At 37.4% G+C, this 21,617-nt stretch carries 21 protein-coding genes; 17 read left to right on the top strand and 4 right to left on the bottom strand.

What is annotated here, in order from left to right; all coding sequences use genetic code 11:
• The first annotated feature begins 277 nt into the window (after window positions 1-277).
• From ilvB to BK137_RS07135, 9 genes are all read left to right on the top strand, one after another.
• On the top strand, window positions 278-2,032 hold the full coding sequence (gene ilvB, locus BK137_RS07095; RefSeq protein ID WP_038183081.1) for a biosynthetic-type acetolactate synthase large subunit: 1,755 nt from the start codon (window positions 278-280) through the stop codon (window positions 2,030-2,032).
• On the top strand, window positions 2,029-2,541 hold the full coding sequence (ilvN, locus tag BK137_RS07100; protein WP_038181999.1) for an acetolactate synthase small subunit: 513 nt from the start codon (window positions 2,029-2,031) through the stop codon (window positions 2,539-2,541). The genes ilvB and ilvN overlap by 4 nt, the downstream gene beginning before the upstream one ends.
• 47 nt (window positions 2,542-2,588) lie before the next feature.
• Entirely contained in the window at window positions 2,589-3,620 is a 1,032-nt protein-coding gene (ilvC, locus tag BK137_RS07105) for a ketol-acid reductoisomerase (protein WP_038181997.1), read from the top strand.
• Complete coding sequence (locus BK137_RS07110; protein ID WP_038181994.1) at window positions 3,607-5,148, top strand: 2-isopropylmalate synthase; 1,542 nt, start codon at window positions 3,607-3,609, stop codon at window positions 5,146-5,148. Before ilvC ends, BK137_RS07110 begins: the two co-directional genes overlap by 14 nt.
• 21 nt (window positions 5,149-5,169) lie before the next feature.
• A complete protein-coding gene (gene leuB / locus BK137_RS07115) occupies window positions 5,170-6,270 on the top strand; it encodes a 3-isopropylmalate dehydrogenase (RefSeq protein WP_038181991.1) in 1,101 nt (366 codons plus the stop codon).
• A gap of 16 nt (window positions 6,271-6,286) precedes the next feature.
• On the top strand, window positions 6,287-7,696 hold the full coding sequence (gene leuC, locus BK137_RS07120) for a 3-isopropylmalate dehydratase large subunit (protein ID WP_038181989.1): 1,410 nt from the start codon (window positions 6,287-6,289) through the stop codon (window positions 7,694-7,696).
• Window positions 7,697-7,710: 14 nt separating this feature from the next.
• Window positions 7,711-8,298 (top strand): 3-isopropylmalate dehydratase small subunit, encoded by a 588-nt coding sequence (gene leuD, locus BK137_RS07125; protein ID WP_038181980.1) that lies wholly within the window; start codon window positions 7,711-7,713, stop codon window positions 8,296-8,298.
• Between the two features lie 112 nt (window positions 8,299-8,410).
• On the top strand, window positions 8,411-8,947 hold the full coding sequence (locus BK137_RS07130; RefSeq protein WP_038181978.1) for a GNAT family N-acetyltransferase: 537 nt from the start codon (window positions 8,411-8,413) through the stop codon (window positions 8,945-8,947).
• A 397-nt stretch (window positions 8,948-9,344) separates the two neighbouring features.
• Window positions 9,345-9,746: a thiol-disulfide oxidoreductase DCC family protein gene (locus BK137_RS07135; RefSeq protein ID WP_038181938.1), complete on the top strand. Its 402-nt coding sequence runs from the start codon at window positions 9,345-9,347 to the stop codon at window positions 9,744-9,746.
• Window positions 9,747-9,806: 60 nt separating this feature from the next.
• On the opposite strand, the gene BK137_RS07140 is transcribed toward BK137_RS07135, so the two are convergent.
• From BK137_RS07140 to BK137_RS07150, 3 genes are read right to left on the bottom strand one after another with little or no spacing between them, the layout of a single operon-like run.
• Window positions 9,807-10,154, bottom strand: a complete 348-nt coding sequence (locus BK137_RS07140; protein ID WP_038181933.1) for a DMT family transporter — start codon at window positions 10,152-10,154, stop codon at window positions 9,807-9,809.
• Between the two features lie 25 nt (window positions 10,155-10,179).
• Window positions 10,180-10,509 (bottom strand): DMT family transporter, encoded by a 330-nt coding sequence (locus BK137_RS07145; RefSeq protein WP_038181931.1) that lies wholly within the window; start codon window positions 10,507-10,509, stop codon window positions 10,180-10,182.
• A 12-nt stretch (window positions 10,510-10,521) separates the two neighbouring features.
• A complete protein-coding gene (locus BK137_RS07150) occupies window positions 10,522-11,061 on the bottom strand; it encodes a TetR/AcrR family transcriptional regulator (protein ID WP_038181928.1) in 540 nt (179 codons plus the stop codon).
• A 481-nt stretch (window positions 11,062-11,542) separates the two neighbouring features.
• Between BK137_RS07150 and BK137_RS07155 the strand changes: the two genes are divergently transcribed.
• From BK137_RS07155 to BK137_RS07190, 8 genes are all read left to right on the top strand, one after another.
• The gene (locus tag BK137_RS07155) at window positions 11,543-12,265 is read left to right on the top strand and encodes a FadR/GntR family transcriptional regulator (protein WP_038181926.1); all 723 of its coding nucleotides are present in this window, start codon (window positions 11,543-11,545) and stop codon (window positions 12,263-12,265) included.
• Between the two features lie 138 nt (window positions 12,266-12,403).
• On the top strand, window positions 12,404-13,120 hold the full coding sequence (locus BK137_RS07160; RefSeq protein ID WP_038181922.1) for a (Fe-S)-binding protein: 717 nt from the start codon (window positions 12,404-12,406) through the stop codon (window positions 13,118-13,120).
• Between the two features lie 11 nt (window positions 13,121-13,131).
• Window positions 13,132-14,562 (top strand): LutB/LldF family L-lactate oxidation iron-sulfur protein, encoded by a 1,431-nt coding sequence (locus tag BK137_RS07165; RefSeq protein WP_038181919.1) that lies wholly within the window; start codon window positions 13,132-13,134, stop codon window positions 14,560-14,562.
• Window positions 14,559-15,269 carry a LutC/YkgG family protein gene (locus BK137_RS07170; protein WP_038181916.1) on the top strand — a complete coding sequence of 237 codons (711 nt, stop codon included), beginning with the start codon at window positions 14,559-14,561 and terminating at the stop codon, window positions 15,267-15,269. The genes BK137_RS07165 and BK137_RS07170 overlap by 4 nt, the downstream gene beginning before the upstream one ends.
• 254 nt (window positions 15,270-15,523) lie before the next feature.
• Complete coding sequence (gene acnA, locus BK137_RS07175) at window positions 15,524-18,229, top strand: aconitate hydratase AcnA (RefSeq protein WP_038181913.1); 2,706 nt, start codon at window positions 15,524-15,526, stop codon at window positions 18,227-18,229.
• 159 nt (window positions 18,230-18,388) lie between these two features.
• The gene (locus BK137_RS07180; protein ID WP_143691018.1) at window positions 18,389-20,398 is read left to right on the top strand and encodes a M14 family zinc carboxypeptidase; all 2,010 of its coding nucleotides are present in this window, start codon (window positions 18,389-18,391) and stop codon (window positions 20,396-20,398) included.
• 142 nt (window positions 20,399-20,540) lie between these two features.
• Window positions 20,541-20,966: an acyl-CoA thioesterase gene (locus BK137_RS07185; RefSeq protein WP_038181910.1), complete on the top strand. Its 426-nt coding sequence runs from the start codon at window positions 20,541-20,543 to the stop codon at window positions 20,964-20,966.
• Window positions 20,966-21,262 carry a hypothetical protein gene (locus BK137_RS07190; RefSeq protein WP_038181907.1) on the top strand — a complete coding sequence of 99 codons (297 nt, stop codon included), beginning with the start codon at window positions 20,966-20,968 and terminating at the stop codon, window positions 21,260-21,262. Before BK137_RS07185 ends, BK137_RS07190 begins: the two co-directional genes overlap by 1 nt.
• Before the next feature lie 43 nt (window positions 21,263-21,305).
• Here BK137_RS07190 and BK137_RS07195 read toward each other — a convergent pair whose 3' ends face one another.
• Window positions 21,306-21,602 (bottom strand): HesB/YadR/YfhF family protein, encoded by a 297-nt coding sequence (locus tag BK137_RS07195; protein WP_038181904.1) that lies wholly within the window; start codon window positions 21,600-21,602, stop codon window positions 21,306-21,308.
• Window positions 21,603-21,617 lie beyond the last annotated feature (15 nt).

Here is a 21,617-nt window from a genome sequence, read left to right on the forward strand (position 1 = left end):
TATTCACAGAGAGCCGGTAGTGCTGGGAGCCGGTAATACAACTATATCCGACATCCCCTCGGAGTGGGTTGCTAAACACGCAAGTAATTAGGTAACCCCGGGCGCAACCAATTGCGCTCGTTAGATAAAGAATAGATTCGTCTATTCAAGAGGTAGTCTTTTGACTATGAACAAGGGTGGTACCATGAAAAGCTTATTTTCATCCCTACGTAAAGGTTTTCTTTGCGTGCGGAGAAATGGGCTTTTTTTATATAAAAAATTAGGGAGGAGTTATATGATGAATGCACAAGTTCCACTAAAGAGTAGAGAATCAGCACCGGAAGAGGCCAAACAAGAAATTAAAAAGCAACAAAATGGTGCTGCATTGTTCATCGAATCGTTAAAAAAACAAAATGTTGAAATTATTTTCGGATATCCAGGTGGTGCTGTCTTACCATTATATGACGCACTATACAAAGATCCGATTAAACATATACTCGCCAGACATGAACAAGGGGCAATTCATGCCGCAGAAGGTTATGCTCGCGTATCAGGAAAAACAGGAGTCGTAATTGCTACGTCTGGACCTGGAGCTACAAATCTTGTAACAGGTATTACAGATGCCATGATGGATTCTCTTCCACTTGTTGTCTTTACAGGTCAGGTTGCAACAACAGTTGTTGGAACCGATGCTTTCCAAGAAGCTGATATCGTTGGCATCACTCAACCGATTACAAAGCATAACTATCAAGTGAAGAACATTAACGATATTCCAAGAATCGTAAAGGAAGCATTCCACATTGCTTCAACTGGTCGAAAAGGACCAGTACTTGTTGATATTCCAAAAGATATTGCAAATACCATCTTCGAATCGGAAGTAGATGATAATGCACCGATTAATTTACCAGGTTATCAGCCGACATTGCATCCGAACTTTTTGCAAATTCAAAAAGCAGTGAAAGCTATTGGTGAAGCAAAACAACCTTTGATCTTAGCAGGTGCTGGAATACTAGCGGCAGATGCATCAGTTGAATTAACTGAATTTGCTGAAAAACACAATATTCCGGTAACTAACACTTTACTTGGACTTGGCAGTATTAACGGTGAACACGAGCTTTTCTTAGGGATGGCAGGTATGCACGGGACATTTACGTCTAATATGGCGATTAGTAACTGTGATTTACTTATCAATATAGGGGCACGCTTCGATGATCGCCTTACAGGAGATCTAAGCAAATTCGCTCAAAAAGCGAAAATAATTCATATCGATATTGATCCAGCCGAAATTGGAAAAAACGTTCCAACTGATATTCCAATTGTTGCAGATGCAAAAGAAGCATTAAAAGCACTATTGAAACAAGAGATTGAAACACCTAATACGTTGCTATGGCACGAGTATTTGGCAGAATGCTTAGCGGAATATCCATTATGGTATGACGCAAAAGAGCCAGATACAGTTTATCCGCAACAAGCTGTGGAGCTAATAAACCGTATTACAAATGGTGAAGCGATCGTCACAACAGACGTAGGTCAACACCAAATGTGGACAGCACAATACTACAAATTTAAAACCGACCACAATTGGGTAACGTCTGGCGGACTAGGAACAATGGGCTTTGGCTTCCCAGCTGCAATTGGAGCTCAATTTGCTAAACCTGATCAAAGAGTTATCTCTATTGTAGGTGATGCAGGCTTCCAAATGACATCTCAAGAACTTGCACTATTGAAAGAATTTAACTTACCAGTGAAAATTGTTATTTTAAATAACAGCTGTTTAGGGATGGTTCGTCAATGGCAAGAAACGTTCTATGAAGAGCGTTATTCATCTTCCTTAATGCCAGTTCAGCCAGATTTCGTGAAACTAGCTGAAGCTTACGGTGTGAAGGGTTACCGCATTAATACAATCCATGAGGCTGAAAATATACTGACTGAAGCACTGTTATCAGATGAGCCAGTACTAATCGATTGTCGTGTAAAACAACTTGAAGTTGTTAATCCAATGGTAGCACCTGGTAAAGGATTAGATGAAATGATTGGGGTGAAAAAAGGATGAAAAGAGTTATTACAGTAACTGTGATCAACCAAAGTGGTGTATTAAATCGCGTCACAGGTTTACTCATGAAAAGACAGTTTAACATCGAAAGTATCACGGTTGGTCATACAGAACAACCGGGTATCTCAAAAATGACTTTCATCGTACATGTAGAGGATGAAAATAAAATTGAACAATTGGTCAAACAGCTTTCAAAACAAATTGATGTGATAAAAGTAAATGATATCACTGACAAATCAATTGTTATACGTGAGCTTGCACTAATTAAAGTTGTTGCTCCACCGAATTTGCGCATGGAGATTAACTCAATTGTCGAGCCTTTCCGTGGTTCCATTATCGATATGGGTAAAAATGTTGTAACTTATCAAATTGTTGGAAACCCAGAGAAGATTGACGCATTCATTGAATTGATCCAGCCATATGGTATTAAAGAACTAACACGTACTGGTGCTACAGCGTTTGTACGTGATGCACAAGTAAAACCAACAGCGCAACTTTCGATTTTATAATAAAAAGCTTCTAAAAAAACTATTAAAACAATCAGGGGGAATTTAAAATGGCAAAAATGTACTATAACAACGATATCAACGAGGCAACTTTACAAGGTAAAAAAATCGCAGTAATCGGATATGGTTCACAAGGTCATGCACACGCTCAAAACCTAAATGAATCAGGCTTCGACGTTACAGTTGGTATCCGTCCAGGAAAATCTTTCGATAAAGCTGAGCAAGATGGCTTAACAGTAAAAACAGTAAAAGAAGCAGCTGCAGAAGCAGACGTTATCATGATCTTACTTCCAGACGAACGCCAAAAAGCAGTTTATGAAGAAGAAATCGCACCAGGATTACAAGCTGGAAATGCACTAGTATTTGCACATGGTTTCAATGTACACTTTGGCCAAATCGTACCACCAGCTGATGTTGACGTATTCTTAGTAGCTCCAAAAGGTCCAGGACACTTAGTACGCCGCACATACGAAGCTGGCGCAGGTGTACCAGCATTATTCGGTATTTTCCAAGATGCAACTGGTAACGCAAAAGATTTAGCACTAGCTTATGCAAAAGGTATCGGTGCAGCACGTGCTGGTGTAATCGAAACTACTTTCAAAGAAGAAACAGAAACAGATCTATTCGGGGAGCAAGCAGTTCTTTGCGGTGGTACAACAGCTCTAGTAAAAGCTGGTTTCGAAACTTTAGTAGAAGCAGGTTACCAACCAGAAATCGCTTACTTCGAATGTATGCATGAACTAAAACTAATTGTTGACTTGATGTATGAAGGCGGTCTAGCTAACATGCGCTACTCAATCTCAGATACAGCTGAATGGGGAGATTTCGTATCTGGTCCACGTGTAATCGATGCATCTGTAAAAGAACGCATGAAAGACGTTTTAACAGATATCCAAGAAGGTAAATTTGCAAAAGAATGGATCAACGAAAACGAAACAAACCGACCTAAATACAATGCAATTAAAAAAGCAGAATCTGAGCACCAAATCGAAGTAGTTGGAGATAAACTTCGTGAAATGATGCCTTTCGTAAACAACGGTAAAAAGATTGAGAAAGAAGTGGTAAACAGTGCGCAAAATTGAAATTTTTGATACTACACTACGTGATGGAGAGCAATCAGCAGGTATTAATCTAAATACCGCTGAAAAGCTTGAAATTGCGAAACAGTTAGAACGCTTTGGGGCATCTATTATTGAAGCAGGTTTTCCTGCTTCTTCCCCTGGCGATTTCGAAGCTGTACAACGTATTGCAGGTACAGTTAAAAACTCAATCGTTACAGGTCTTGCAAGAGCAAGCAAAAAGGATATTGATATTACTTGGGACGCACTTAAAAAAGCAGAACAACCACATATCCATGTATTCCTTGCTACAAGTCCAATCCATATGCAATACAAACTAAACAAAACACCAGATCAAGTTGTGGAAGCTGCCGTAGAAGCTGTCAAATATGCAAAAAATACATTTCCACTAGTACAATGGTCTGCAGAAGATGCTTTCCGCTCTGACCGTGAATTTCTTGTACGTATTATAAATGAAGTAATTAAAGCTGGTGCAACTACTATTAACATTCCAGATACAGTAGGTTATGCAAGCCCTGCTGAATATGGCGCACTATTTAAATATTTAAGAGAAAATGTCACAGGTAGTGACAAAGTAAACTTCTCCGCTCACTGTCATGATGATTTAGGCATGGCCGTTGCAAACTCAATCGCAGCAATTGAAAATGGCGCCAATCAAGTTGAGGGTACAATTAATGGAATCGGTGAACGTGCTGGTAATGCAGCATTAGAAGAAATCGCTGTTGCAATGCACATTCGTAAAGACATTTACGGTATCGAAACTGGCATTAACTTGCAAGAAATTAAACGTACGAGTCAACTCGTCAGTAAACTTACAGGTGTCGTTATTCAACCAAATAAAGCAATCGTAGGTAAGAATGCCTTCGCTCATGAATCAGGTATACATCAAGACGGGATGTTAAAGAATCCTGAAACATATGAAATTATTACACCTGCTTTAATTGGAGAAAGTGCGGTTCCTCTCGTATTAGGTAAACACTCCGGAAGACACGCCTTCAAAGACCGTGCTGAAACGATGGGCTTTGACTTAAGCGACGATAAAATCAATCGCGCATTCGCGGAATTTAAAAAGTTAGCTGATCGTAAGAAGGAAATTAATGAAGAAGATTTATTAACTTTACTAACAGATCAACAAATTCAATATGAAGAAATATCAGTGTATGAGCTGAAAAGCGTTCAAGTTCAATACGGTACTGAGAACATTCCAACTGCTACCGTGCAAGTAATTCAACCAGACGGTGAAGAAGTAACAGTAGCGTCAACCGGTTCGGGTTCTGTTGAAGCAATCTTCAATACTTTGGAATTACTGATTAATTCTAAGGTTGAAATTTTAGACTACCGTGTAACTTCTGTAGGGAAAGGTCGTGATGCATTAGGTGAAGCAGTTATTAATTTAACATACAAAGACCAAAAAGTTACTGGTCGTGATGCAGCACAAGATGTTTTGGAAGCTTCAGCAAAAGCGTATTTAAACGCTATCAATAGACAGATTATTCAATCGGGTTTAAGAGCTAAAGAATTAATTCGTTAATCATATAGAGGAGGAGTTTTTATGGAAAAGAAAATTACAGTACTACCGGGTGATGGCATTGGCCCCGAAGTTGTCGCTTCGGCCGTGTCAGTATTACAATCAGTCGGTAAAAGATATCATCATACATTCCACATCGCTTATGGTGCAATAGGTGGATCAGCAATTGATCAACATAATGATCCGTTACCTCAAGAAACGATTGCCCTTTGCGAAGAAAGTGATGCAATCCTACTTGGAGCAGTTGGGGGTCCTAAGTGGGATCAAAATCCAGCTGAATTACGACCAGAAAAAGGTTTACTACGCATTCGTAAGCACTTTGATTTATTCTCAAACTTACGTCCAGTGCAAGCAATTCCGTCACTTTTGAAAGCTTCTCCTCTAAAAGAAGATATTGTGAAAGATGTTGATTTACTAATCGTTCGTGAATTAACTGGTGGTTTATATTTTGGCGAACCTCGTCAACGTACGGAAAAAGCGGCTCTAGATACATTAGTGTACACACGATTTGAGGTTGAACGTATCGTTGATAGTGCTTTCCAATTAGCACGTGTACGTAGAGGGAAATTAACGTCTGTTGATAAAGCAAACGTTCTTGAATCTTCAAGACTATGGCGCCAAATTGTAGATGAAAAGAAAGTTGGTTATCCAGATGTCGAAGTTGAACATAGTTTAGTCGATTCTACAGCAATGAAATTAATAACGAACCCAGCAGCATATGACGTTGTTGTAACGGAGAATATGTTCGGTGATATTCTAAGTGATGAAGCTTCAGTAATTACAGGTTCACTAGGTGTGTTACCTTCTGCAAGTATACGTTCTGATAATTTCGGATTATATGAGCCCGTCCATGGTTCAGCTCCTGAAATTGCAGGACTAGGCATTGCGAACCCAGCTGCAACGATTTTATCTGTCGCGATGATGTTAAAGTATTCATTTGGCTTAAATGAAGAAGCAGCTGAAATTGAACGTGCTGTAGCTGCAGTATTCGAAGATGGTTATTTCACAGGAGATCTCGCAACTCCAGGAAGTCGCGTATTAACAACAGCTGAGTGGACTGAAAAAGTCATTAATGAACTAGACACTAGCTTCGTTTCAGATAGCATTATGACATCATATATCTAAGAAAAGGTGATATTATATGGCAAAAAATATAATCGAAAAAGTATGGGATCAACATGTCGTTTATCAAGAGGACGGGAAACCGGATTTGCTTTATATCGACTTGCATTTAATTCACGAAGTAACATCTCCACAAGCCTTTGAAGGACTTCGTTTAAACAATCGTAAAGTACGTCGTCCTGACCTATGCTTTGCAACAATGGATCATAATGTGCCGACAAAGAATTTACCTACGATTAATGACCCAATCGCTAAAAAACAAATTAACACATTAGCAGAAAACTGTGCAGAATTTGGTGTTCAATTAGCAGATATGGGACATCCAGATCAAGGGATAGTTCACGTAATCGGACCACAACTCGGTTTAACACAACCGGGTAAAACAATCGTTTGTGGTGACTCACATACATCAACTCACGGTGCATTCGGTGCAATTGCGTTTGGTATCGGTACAAGTGAAGTGGAACATGTATTATCAACTCAAACCTTATGGCAAAACAAACCAAAAACGATGGATATCCGTGTCAACGGTGAACTTGGCTTTGGTGTAACTGCAAAAGATATCATTCTAGCAATCATTGCGAAGTTTGGTATTGATGTAGGTACTGGTCATATTGTTGAATTTACAGGTGATGCTATTCATCAATTATCGATGGAAGAACGAATGACAATATGTAATATGTCAATTGAAGCAGGGGCAAAAGCGGGCTTAATCAGTCCGGATCAGATCACTGTAGATTATATTAAAGGCCGCGAGTATGCTCCACAAGGCGATGCATTCGAGGAAGCAAGTGAGTACTGGCTATCATTAGCGTCAGATTCTGATGCTACATATGACCGTGTGCTTGAAATTGATTCAAATGAAATCGAACCATTTGTCACATGGGGTACAAATCCTTCAATGGGTTCGGGTATTTCAAATCACGTACCTTATGCAGCTGATTTCGAAGAAGAATCAGATAAACAAGCACATAAAAAAGCACTACAATATATGGATTTACAAGAAGGTACACCATTAACTGATATTGCTATTCAACATGTGTTTATTGGTTCATGTACGAATTCACGACTACATGACTTACGTTCTGCAGCAGCAGTTATTGAAGGTAAAAAAGTAAATGAAAATGTAAAAGCAATTGTTGTACCAGGTTCATTCACGGTTAAAAAGCAAGCAGAAGAGGAAGGGTTAGATAAAATCTTCTTGGATGCGGGCTTTGAATGGCGTGAATCAGGATGCAGTATGTGTCTTGCGATGAACGAGGACGTGGTTCCAGCTGGAGAAAGATGTGCTTCAACGTCTAATCGTAACTTCGAAGGACGCCAAGGTGCTGGTTCTCGTACGCATCTTGTGAGTCCACAAATGGCAGCAGCTGCCGCAATCGCTGGACACTTCGTAGATGTTCGCGAAATTTTAAATGTACCTGTGTAATGGAGGCGTAGAGGATGGAACCAATTAATGTAGTGAATAGCGTACTAACACCACTTAATAGAAAAAATGTTGATACCGATCAAATTATTTCTAAAGAGTTTTTAAAACGAATCGAACGTACAGGTTTTGGTCAATTTGTTTTTTACCACTGGCGCTTCGATCAAAATGATCAACCAATTGAAGATTTCGTATTAAATCAACCACAATATCAAGGCTCTAAAATTTTAGTAGCGCACGAAAACTTTGGCTGTGGATCATCACGTGAGCACGCACCATGGGCTATTTTAGATTATGGATTCAATGTAGTTATCGCACCAAGTTTTGCGGATATTTTCCATAATAACTGTTTCAAAAACGGTATTTTACCGATTAAGTTGTCTGTTTATGAAGTAGAAGAATTACTTGCAGCAGGCGAAGCTTCACCACTTGAAACAGAGGTGGATTTAGAAGCTCAAACTGTAACAGCGAATGGTAAAGTATACAATTTTGAAATTGACCCTTACTATAAACAAATGCTATTAAATGGCTGGGATGAGATTTCTTTAACATTCCAATATGATGAGCAAATTACGAAGTATGAAGCAACTCGCAAAGCGTATTAAATAAGTATAAAAACTACCTAGTGTCTAAATTGGCATTAGGTAGTTTTTAATGATTTATGGGGATATTAAATTGTTTGTTTTTTAGTTGATTTTTGAAAAGGGATGTAACGTAATGTTTCCAATTTTAAAGACTGAACGGCTAATTTTGAGAGAACTAATAGAAGATGATGCACAGGCTATATTAGATTGCTTTTCAAATGTTGATGTATTACGTTTCTATGGGCAAAATCCACTAACAAGTTTAGATCAGGTGAAACAAATTATCGGGAATTTTTCGAGGAATTATGAGAAAAAAATAGGTATCAAATGGGGAATTGAACGAGAAGGTATGGATGGAATTATTGGAACAATTGGGTTTCAAGAATGGTCCCATGAACATAAGAGAGCAGATATAAGCTACGCACTTTCTCCTGAATACTGGGGAAGTGGATATGCAACTGAAGTTGTTAAGGAAGTAATTACTTATGGATTCGAAAAGCTTGGCATAAAGCGTATTGGAGCGGTCGTTTTTGTGGAAAATACTTCTTCGAATAAGTTATTAGAGAAATTAGGCTTTGAAAAAGAAGGCGTTTTGAGAAATTATATGTATCAAGATGGTGTTCCACATGATACTAATATTTACTCTTTACTAAATGATAAATCCATCTAGAAAACTAAACGAGGCAGGAAATAAAATTTTAGATAGTAATTTAATCGCTTTTCTAGTGGAATAAATGAGCTAACATGAGAGTTATCTTACCATATTGCCTGGGAAATCAGATATAACAGAATTGAATTTTCTGAAAATAAATCAAATACATCAAGCGAATTGATTGGTTAAGATCGATTCGTTTTTTTTATGTGGATCTTTATACTGTGATTCGTATCTATAGTATTTACTTTAAATAGTCTTAGTCAATAGATTCAAAGGTGTCATCCAACAAGTTTTCTGTAGAGATCTTTACAGAATTATTGTTTGATTATCTCAAATTCTAAACGGTTCTTTGTTAAATTAGTTGTAAATATTGTACAATAATTAGTAATACATATAGAAAGAGTGGAGAGTAATGACCAACCATCAAAATCCAATACTGTTTTATGACGGTAGTTGCGGATTCTGTCAGTGGGCAGTTCAGTTCGTCTTAAAACATGAACGGAATCACGATATTCTTTTTGCTCCATTACAGGGTGAAACTGCAAAAAACACATTATCGCTGAATCTTACGAAGAATCTCGATTCAGTTGTAGTGAAAAGTCCAGCTGGCATATTGACTGAATCAGAGGCTGTGTTTTTTTTACTCCCTTATTTAAAAACACCTTTTTCCTTGTTCACTATTTTCAAACTAATTCCCTTATTTGTCCGAAATCCAGTATATCGCCTGGTAGCTCGCAATCGTCATAAATTAATGAAAGCACCTGCTAGTTGCCACTTACCAAGTTTAGATGAACGAAAAAGACTATTACCATAATTCGATTTGTATTCACATGTAGTCTTTCATTTAATAGAGTAAAGAAAAACCATCGAGCTTTTAACTTGATGGTTCTTCTAGTTTTTCCGGACTATTGGAAGCATTTAATAAAACTACTCCGCCAATTATTAATACTATGCCAAGGAATGTCATGATGCTAAATGGATCATCCCATAACAATATACCAATAACCGCTGTTATAGCTGTCCCTATTCCTGCCCAAATAGCGTAAGCTAAACTTAATGGAATCGTTTTAAGACATAGTGATAAGCAGTAAAATGCTACGCCAAAACCAATTATTACACCAATAGAAGGGATTAAATTTGTAAATCCTTCTGATAATTTCAACATTGTTGTGCCAAATATTTCGCTAATGATGGAAATCCCTAAAGCTATATAACCTTTCATACTATAACCCCCGAATATCTAAAGATTAATGAACGCTACCACTAGAGAGTTTTAATACAACAACTCCACCAATGATTAGCACTAATCCTAGAGCTTTTTTTAAATTAAAATTCTCTTTATACACAATTACACCTACTAAAGCGGTTAAGGCTGTCCCTACCCCTGACCAAATTGCATAAGCTGTGCCTAGTGGTATTGTTTTAAGTGATAAAGATAAGCAATAAAAAGCTGAAAACATGCCAATAATTACACCAATGGAAGGGAGCAACCTTTTAAATCCGTTTGAAACTTTTAACATAGAACTACCAAATACTTCACTAATAATGGCTACGGCCAAAATTATATATGGATTCAAGATATTGACCTCCTACTTTGTCATGCTAATTAATTTTTGAATAACATCTTCACGCAATTTTTCATCTAATGGAGCTATATTAAACAGTTCTGAATAGTATAGTCCATCTATAGCTAATCGAATAATAGTTGCTGTTACTGGATCTATACTATCTTGCTCCACTTTATTTTGCATATACTGATAGCTTTTAGACATGTTTGTTAATAAATCTGGATTTAACATAGAAGAAGCAAGTAGTCCTACATTTAACTCGGCATTGTTACTCAAATCCTCTTTTGTTGCTTCTATTAAAGCTCGGCTCCATCTACCTTTTTCTATCGAGTCATTCATAGCGTGCTCATTAAATCGAGAAGTGAAATCTGTGAAGATATATTGAGTTACTTCCAATAATAATGCTTCTTTATTGGGAAAGTGATACAATAAACCACCTTTACTAATCCCAGCTTGCTTTGCCACTGAATCTAAAGTTAGTGAGTTTATATCATTTTCCAAAATATAGTCTTTAGCAGATTTTAGAATGTGTTTGCGCTTGATTGTTGCTTTTGATTCCATGTGTAAGCCCCCCCTTGAATAAAACCGTCCAGATGGTCTTTTTTGTGTTTTCATTGTACCGTCTAGACGGTTTTTTTGTCAATATAAAATGCTATGCTTAATCGAAAAAAAGGGTGTTATAGCAGAAAAACATTTGATTTCCACTAACTGTCTTCTAATGAACTATGTGTTTTAGACACTATGTAACTGAATATAGTTAATATATAAACCTCGTTAGTCTATATTATGACCACATCACTGCTGCACAATTTTATCATCAATCAATGTATACTTCTACCACCATTTTAATAAGAAAGATTAACACAACTTCGAAAGAAAACAATGCTTTTTATAAATTAATTACATTAACGATTTTTCGTATAACTTAAGAATAGACAACAAACCAATTATGTATGTTATCAGATGATCCACAATTATTATTTAACATTAGTTTTTAATATAGTATTTCCTTTGGTTATAATAGAATAGAGGTGACATACAATTGAACTATAAAAAGATTACCAGAAAAAAGATTTACGAAGAAGTGGCTGATATATTATTAGAAATGATTAAAGATGGTCAGTTGAAACCAGGAGATCAATTAGACTCTGTACAAGAATTGGCAGTCAATTTTCAAGTAGGAAGATCAGCAATTCGTGAAGCACTAACTTCCTTAAGAGCAATGGGACTTATTGAAATGCGGCAAGGGGAAGGGACATTCGTCAAAACATTCACTGCAGATAATCTAGCTTATCCTATCCAAAGTGCAATACTTATGACGGATAAAAACATTCAAGAGTTATTAGAAGTACGACAAATTTTAGAAACGGGCATTGTCGCAAGCGCTGCTCAAAAAAGAACCGCAGAAGATTTGGAAGTGATGCGTGTTCATTTAATGGAAATGATCAATCACAAAAAAAACTCTGATTTAGGGGAGAGAGCTGACTTAGCCTTCCACTTAGCCATTGCTAAGGCTGCGAATAATGTATTACTTAGTACATTAATGCAACATGTGTCTCATTTAATGTCTGAATCTATGCGTGAAACACGTCGTATTTGTTTGTATGATGAAAAAAAAACATTAGATCTATTAAACGAACAACACCATTTAATATACAAACAAATAGAAGCACAGGATGCAGAAGGTGCAGCAAAGGCGATGAAGGCACATTTGCAATTTGTAGAGTCAGTTTTAGCACAATATATCCAAGAGGAAAATGACTAATCTATAAGTCATTCTTCTATTTTAAATTAACAGAAAAATTCGTATTTTCAATAAAAAGATTGGAAAACCATTGTTTATTACTGTATCATTAATAAAAAACAAGTCATCAGATGACCATATCTTTGAGGGGGTATGTACATGAAGGTAACACTATTTGTAACATGTCTTGTGGATATGTTTGAAACAAATGTGGGAAAAGCAACTGTGGAGTTATTGGAGCGACTTGGTTGTGAAATTGATTTTCCTACAGCGCAAGTATGCTGTGGTCAACCGTCTTACAATTCTGGATATGTTGAGCATACAAAAGCTGCTATTAAAAAAATGATAGAAACGTTTGAAGCAGCGGAAGTTGTTGTCACACCATCAGGTTCGTGTGCAACAATGTTTCATGAATATCCAAAAATTTTAAAAGATGAACCAGGTTGGTCTGCACGTGCAAGGCTATTGGCTGAAAAAACGTACGAACTAACTGATTTTATCGTCAATGTATTAAAGGTAGAAGATGTCGGAGCTAAGTTAACTGGAGAAGCAACTTATCATCCATCATGTCATATGACACGCTTATTAGGGATAAAAGATGCACCCTATACACTTTTATCCAACGTAGAAGGCCTAGAAATGAAACCTTTACCGTATGCGTATAATTGCTGTGGTTTCGGGGGAACGTTCTCCGTGAAAATGGGGAATATTTCGGAACAAATGGTTGATGAAAAAGTTGATGCTGCAATCTCTACAAATGCGCAGATTTTAGTAGCATCTGACGGCGGTTGCATTATGAACATTGCTGGACGAATGCAACGTAGGCAGGTACCGGTGAAAGTAATGCATATTGCTGAAGTATTAAATTCACATTAAGGGGTGAGCGTATGGCTGTAAAAATTACGGATGGGAATTTTAAAGACAAAGTAAAAGATAATTTACAAGATGATTTTATGCGCGGTGCGGTGTCTGGTGCACAGGATCGCCTGCGTTCTCGCCGATTAGAAAACGCTGAGGAACTTGGGAACTGGGAAGAATGGCGCTCTCACGGGGAAGAGATTCGCCAACATGTGCTGGAAAATTTAGATTATTATTTACAAGAGTTATCTGACAACGTACAAAAGCTTGGTGGTCACGTTTTCTTTGCACAAACCGCAGATGACGCTAATCGATATATTGAAGAGGTTGTTAAAAAGAAAAATGCAAAAAAGATTGTCAAATCGAAATCTATGGTTACTGAAGAGATCGGCTTAAATGCTGTATTAGAAAAGGCTGGTTGTAATGTGATTGAGACCGATTTAGGGGAATATATTTTACAGCTTGACGAACACGACCCACCATCCCATATAGTCGCACCTGCATTACATAAAAACAAAGAGCAAATTCGTAAGGTATTTGAAGAGAAAATAAACTATAAAAAATCTAACGATCCAACAGAATTGGCACGTCATGCACGTGAGACACTACGTAATGAATTTTTAACTGCAGATGTCGGTATTACAGGTTGTAACTTTGCAATTGCTGAATCTGGTTCGATTAGTTTAGTAACAAATGAAGGGAATGCTCGTCTAGCTACGACTGTTCCGAAAACGCAAATTACCGTTATGGGTATGGAGCGCATTGTACCAACGTTTGAAGAATTAGAAGTACTCGTGAGTTTATTGACACGAAGTGCTGTTGGGCAAAAACTAACGAGTTATATCACGGTATTATCAGGGCCACGCCGTGAAGGTGATGCTGATGGTCCTGAAGAATTCCATCTAGTCATCGTGGATAATGGTCGTTCAAAAATTCTAGGTACAGAATTTCAATCAGTATTGCAATGTATACGCTGTGCTGCCTGCATAAATGTCTGCCCTGTATATCGTCATATTGGAGGTCATTCATATAACTCAATCTATCCAGGACCAATAGGCGCTGTTTTGACTCCGTTACTTGCAGGATATGATGACTTTAAAGAATTACCTTACGCCTCTACATTATGTGGTGCTTGTACAGAAGCATGCCCTGTGAAGATTCCGTTGCATGATTTACTTCACAAACATCGACAAATAATAGTAGAAAAAGAAGGTAAAGCACCAATTTCTGAAGGTTTGATGATGAAGGCGTTTGGTATTGGGGCAGCCTCCAATCCGCTATATACAACAGGAACAAAACTCGCAACAAAAGTGATGAAGCCCTTTATGAAAGACAAAGAGTTTATATCTAAAGGACCGGGACCATTAAAAGAATGGACGATGATTCGCGAATTCCCTACACCAAAAAATGAACGTTTCCGCGACTGGTATAAAAACCGTGAAGGAGGAGACAATAAATGATCCAACAACGTGCACCATTTATAAAAAATATCGCAACAGCACTTGGCCGAGAAATGAATACAACAAAAAAGCCTGAACGAAACTGGAAGTACAATCCGCAAGCAAAAACACTTACTGATCTATCCCGAGATGAGCTAGTGCAAGTGTTTCAGAAACAATGTAGCAATATTCATACAGACTATATTGAAACAACTGCAGACCAATTAAAAGAAGTGTTAGCAAATCGTGTAGATTTGTATGGAGGTGGTCCTGTTTCTATTTGGAAAGATGAACGCTTTGACACATTCGGTTTACGTAATCTATTGGAAGAAGAATGGCCACAAGCTAGTATTGAAGTGAATGAATGGAATGTAGAAAATGGAGATGACAATATTATACTTGCAGAAAAAGCGAATGTGGGTATTACATTTAGTGATATAACACTTGCCGAGTCTGCAACAGTTGTTTTATTTTCAACAGGCGGTCAAGGGCGATCAGTCAGTTTGCTTCCGCAAACCTATATTGCGATTATCCCAAAAAGCACAATTGTCCCAAGAATGACGCAAGCAGCACAAATCATCTCTGAAAAAGTGCAAAATGGTGAAACAGTGCCGCCATGTATTAATTTCATATCTGGACCAAGTAATTCAGCTGATATTGAGATGAATCTAGTAGTTGGTGTGCACGGACCAATAAAAGCAACTTATATAATAGTAGAAGATCGATAATTAAAAACATGTCTACAGTTGCTTTTGTAGACATTTTTTTAATTTCGTAAAATTTGATGTATTCTGTATTAAAATGAAAAATCAACATTTTCGAGAGTGCTTATGGCATTTGGAAAAGGTCATAAATATAACTTATCACATACTATAATATTAATGTAATTTACTTATGTATCTATTTAGTATATTATTGTTGGTGGAGAAAAGAAGCTATTATTAAAGCCTTTTCATTAGTTAATTAGAGGGGGAACCAACCTATGGCAAACAAAAACTTGCATAACAGCCGTGCTTCATTCGAGGTAAATGGTAAACAGTATAACTTCTACCGTTTAGCTGCTATCGAAGAAGCTGGTATCGCAAATGTATCACGCCTTCCTTATTCAATCAAAGTGTTATTAGAATCTGTTTTACGTCAATATGACGGCTATGTAATCAAAGAGGATCATGTTGATCAATTAGCAAAATGGGGCGCAGATGTAGACCCTAATGCTGAAGTTCCTTTCAAACCATCACGCGTAGTATTACAAGATTTCACTGGTGTACCAGTAGTAGTTGACTTAGCATCTCTACGTTCTGCTATGAAAGAAATGGGCGGAGACGCTAACGAAATTAACCCTGCAATTCCAGTTGACCTTGTAATTGACCACTCAGTACAAGTTGACAAATATGGTACTGCAACAGCTTTACAAGCTAACATGGACCTTGAATTCGAACGTAATGCTGAGCGTTACAACTTCTTAAAATGGGCTCAAACAGCTTATGACAACTTCCGTGCTGTACCTCCAGCAACTGGTATCGTTCACCAAGTTAACCTTGAGTACTTAGCTCCAGTTGTACACGTGAATGAAAATGCAGACGGAACTTTCGAAACATTCCCAGATTCAGTGGTTGGTACTGACTCACATACTACAATGATCAACGGTATCGGCGTACTTGGATGGGGTGTAGGTGGTATCGAAGCTGAAGCAGGTATGTTAGGTCAACCTTCATACTTCCCAGTTCCAGAAGTAATCGGTGTTAAATTAACAGGCGATCTTCCAAACGGAACTACAGCTACTGACTTAGCTCTTAAAGTAACTCAAGTACTACGTGCTAAAGGTGTAGTAAATAAATTTGTTGAGTTCTTCGGTCCTGGGATTCCTCAATTACCATTAGCTGACCGTGCAACAATTTCAAACATGGCTCCAGAATATGGTGCTACATGTGGTTACTTCGCAATTGATGAAGAATCGTTAAACTATATGCGTTTAACTGGTCGTGACGAAGAGCACATCCAAGTTGTTGAAAAATACTTAAAAGAAAACAACATGTTCTTTGATCCTGAATTAGAACCAGTTTACACAGACGTTGTTGAAATTAACCTTGCTGAAATCGAACCTAACTTATCAGGTCCTAAACGTCCGCAAGATTTAATTCCACTTTCAAACATGAAAAAACGTTACCACGAAGTAGTAGTAGCTCCTTCTGGTGTACAAGGTTTTGGTTTAACTGAAAAAGAATTCGATAAAACTGCAACTGCTAAATTCGCTGAAGGCGATGTAGAAATTCCTGCAGGTGCTGTAGCAATCGCTGCAATCACTTCATGTACAAATACATCTAACCCTTACGTATTAATCGCTGCTGGTTTAGTAGCTAAAAAAGCTGTTGAAAAAGGTTTAACTGTTCCTAAATGGGTTAAAACTTCATTAGCACCAGGTTCAAAAGTTGTTACTGGATACTTAAATGATTCTGGTCTAACTTCTTACTTGGACGAAATCGGTTTCAACACAGTAGGTTACGGCTGTACTACATGTATCGGTAACTCAGGTCCATTACTTCCTGAAATTGAAGAAGCGATTACTTCAAATGATTTATTCGTAACTTCTGTTCTTTCAGGTAACCGTAACTTTGAAGGTCGTGTACACCCACTAGTTAAAGCTAACTACTTAGCATCACCACCACTTGTTGTTGCTTATGCATTAGCTGGTACTGTAGATGTAGATCTTCAACATGATTCATTCGGTAAAGACAAAGATGGCAACGATGTATTCTTCGCTGATATCTGGCCTTCAACTGAAGAAATTAACAATGTTCTTAACAAAGTTGTAACTCGTGATCTATTCCAAAAAGAATATGCTCGCGTATTCGACGAGAACGAAAAATGGAATGAAATTGAAACTTCAACTGATTCTCTATATACATTTGATGAAAATTCAACTTACATTCAAAACCCACCATTCTTCCAAAACCTTGCACCAAAACCAGAAGACATTAAAGGGCTTTCTGGCTTACGTGTACTTGCGAAGTTCGGTGACTCTATCACAACTGACCACATCTCTCCTGCAGGTGCGATTGGTAAAGATACACCAGCTGGTCAATACTTACGTGCTAACGGTGTAGAACCACGTAACTTCAACTCTTACGGTTCTCGTCGTGGTAACCACGAAGTTATGATGCGCGGTACTTTCGCTAACATCCGTATCCGTAACCAAGTTGCTCCTGGTACAGAAGGTGGTTACACTACTTACTGGCCAACAGGCGAAGTTGAGTACATTTACGATGCAGCTATGAAATACGCTAAAAATGGTACTGGTTTAGCTGTACTTGCTGGAAAAGATTACGGTATGGGTTCTTCACGTGACTGGGCTGCGAAAGGTACTAACCTTTTAGGCGTTAAAACAGTTATCGCTGAATCTTACGAACGTATTCACCGTTCAAACCTAGTAATGATGGGTGTTCTTCCATTACAATATGTTGATGGACAAAGCGCTGAATCTTTAGGCTTAACTGGTAAAGAAGAAATCTCAGTTAATATCGCTGAAGGTGTTAAACCTCAAGATATCTTAACTGTAACTGCTAAAGCTGAAGATGGTTCTGTTAAAGAATTCAAAGCTCTTGCACGTTTCGACTCAGAAGTAGAAGTAGACTACTACCGTAACGGCGGTATCCTACAAATGGTACTTCGTAACAAATTAACAAAATAAGTTAGGTATGATTCTTTAAGAGTCTTCCTTGCCTTGTATACATGTGTAGCGTATCTTAATTGTATGCTACACATGTATTTTTTTATTTGAATATGGAAGATAAATGATATTTTGAGTCAAATTGAGAATAAAATAGTAGAGGTGTACCAATTGGAATTTATGAAAAAGAAGAGTTTTCAACTTTTCGCATCTTCAATTGCCTTCCTCCTTGCTCTTAATGTGCCGGTTGCATACTTAAATACAGTTCATGCAGCTCCAGTAGAGCAACAACAAGAGGACAATGAGGAAGTTGAAATAGGTGAAGCAGTTGTACCGCAAGAAGTAATTACAATAGAAAAAACATCAGATAAAGTTGAACCGGAAATACAAGAAAAACAAACCTCTGTAGAAACGCCAGAAAACCCTGAAACAACGGAAGAAGAAACGATTGTAGAATCACCAGAGGTTATTTATACATATGTAACAGTGAATGAAGATAGTTTATTATTCGAACCAAATAACACTACAAAAGCTCTATTACAATTAAATGATTCATCAACCATTTACCACGTGAATCGTACAGATAACGTAAATTGGTATGAATTATCAATTGGTCATAGTACATATTGGATTGCACGTGAAAACCTAAGTGAAGCAAACATAGAAGTTGTAAAACCTGAAGTGAAAAAGACAGTTAGTTTTACAACTAAAAAATCCTTCAAAATTTTTAACGAGCCAAGCACAAATTCGACAGTTTTGGCAGCAGGAACCCAAGCAACAAAGTTAAAAACAATCAATATTGTCGACAACTACTTTGTAGTAAACATAGGAAATCAAACTGGTTATATCGCATTTAAAGATGTCGAATTATCATTTAAATCAACAGATAAGGTCGAAATTGCGAATAAATCAGTGACACTATATACAGTTACAAATAGTAAATTCAAAAAAATCGGTACATTAAAAAAAGGTGCTATTTTTAAACCGACAAAAACAACGAGTAAGTACCATTACATTAAGAAGAGTGGTAAACAATATGCCGTTCCGATTGCTGGCACAATGCCTACAAAGAAGGCAAGCTCTTTATCCACGCTGAAATCAGCAACTTATCCAATCACTTTGTATGCAGAAAAAGCCTCAGCTGTGTACGATCAAAATGGTATCAAAATCGGTTCATTAAACAAAGGACAAACTGTGCACTTAAAAGGTATATCTAAAGGTCATGGTATTATTGAATATTTAGGCCAATCTGGGTATGTCGATTTAACAAATTATTATCATAAAAACATTGTTAATCCGACAAAAAACGTCACTTATAAGGCATATTCATACTATGTAAAAGTTTTCGCTAAACTATATCCTGAATTTACATCTCTAGAGAAAATTGGTGAATCTGTAGAAGGAAGAGCAATCTATGCGTTAAGAGTTGGGAACGGTAAGAAAGAGATCTTAGTTGATGCAGCCATTCATGCTCGTGAACATATGACTACAAATGTAGTGATGGAAATGATAGATAACTACTCTTATAGCTACAACAAAAAGACAAGCTTTGCAGGCTATAATGTGCGTCAAACCCTTGATACTACAAGTATTTGGTTTGTTCCAATGATTAACCCTGATGGGGTGACATTAGTGCAAAATGGTATAAATAGTATGGCAAATAAGAACTTAATCAAGAAGATCAATAAAAGCTCAAATTACAAACGTTGGAAAGCTAATGCTCGAGGTGTCGATTTAAATCGAAATTTCGATGGTGAATGGAAATATGTACCTTTTAAACCTAAAACCTATAAAGGTTACAAAGGTCCTCGTGTATTCTCAGAACCCGAAGCGCAAGCACTCAAAGCTTTTGTCGAACGTCATAAATTCAAGTCTGACATTTCATATCACTCATCTGGTCAAATTCTATATTGGTTTAACTTCCAAAATAGCGCTAACTATAAGCGTGATTTAGCGTTAACACGTCAAATTAGCCGGGTAACTGGGTATTCAATCATCCCACCTCTGTATGCGAGAGGAAGTGGATCATCTGCTGATTGGTTTATCATGTCACAGAAAAAGCCTGGTATTACAGTTGAAATTGCACCGTATGCAGGTGAAGGTCCAGTATCTCACCGACATTGGAATAATGTATGGAAGAAAAACAAATCAATTGGTTTGTTAGCATCAAAAGAAGCAAGTAAACGATAATGAAAGGCGAAGCTAATGGCTTCGCCTTTTTGTAATAGAGAAGTATAAATTCAATAGTTTGATGTCGAATTACGCTATATATAAGGCTTTTGTGAGTAATTTTAGCTAGACTTCTGTATAATAGAGTTATGAGGTGAATTAAATGTTTGTTAGTAATAAAGAGATAGAAATCCGTTATGCGGAAACAGACCAAATGGGTGTAGTATATCACTCGAATTATATCATTTGGCTTGAATTGGGACGTACACAGTTAATCCATGACTTAGGATTTTCAGTGACACAACTTGAGGCAGATGGTTATGTATCACCAGTGATGGATATTTCCATTCAATACAAAGCTTCGATGAGATATGGCCAAGTTGCGACAGTTCGAACTTGGATTGAATCCCACGGAAAGTTACGTACAGTATATGGCTATGAGGTTCTTCATGAAGATGGCACTGTAGCGGTAACTGCAAAATCAGAACACATTTTAGTGAAAAAAGATAATTTTAGACCTGTTTCTTTAGGTAGAGTAGACCCTATATGGGATGAAAAATATAAAGAAATTGAAAGAAAAGAAGCTTAATGGCATTAGGTGTCACTAGAGCTGAGCTGGAATTATGGAAAGAGCGCGTGACAGCTGGTGAAATCGCTTTTCTTACTCATTATTGGAAGGACGAGCGTTTCCCAGGTTGTAAAACTGTGACAAAAGCAGGTTGTGCTGACGTCGAAAAACTCATCAAATGGGGAGCAAACTATGGTTTAAAACCTGAGTGGATCGATTATAAGCATTACCCGCATTTCGACCTTTTTGGCGACTTTGAACGCCGGATTTTGTTAAATGAAGGGCAATTACAGCTGTACAATCGCTTTTATGCATAACAAAAGCATGGCGCACTTAGCGCCATGCTTTTCGTTTGTTTTATTAAGCTTCTTTTGTATAATCATATTTAATCTCATTAAGTGTTTCATCCACCAAGATATGTAGATCGTGATTGTCGAAAAACCACAAATCATCTTCTTCGATGTAGAAAAGTATTTTATTCTTTTCAACTTCAACTGCAGGATTCGTAGACTGTTCACGATTCATACCAAGTGAAAAACCTTCATGAAAAGGGCTAGAACCACCATAGCGAGCATAAAATCGAATTTGGTCCCCGTCATCTAAATCCATTTCTTTTTCAAACCATTCTAGTGCTTCATCTGATACGATAATTTTCATGCGATGTACACTCCT

The organism is Viridibacillus arenosi, from assembly GCF_001955655.1.
Lineage (GTDB): Bacteria > Bacillota > Bacilli > Bacillales_A > Planococcaceae > Viridibacillus > Viridibacillus arenosi.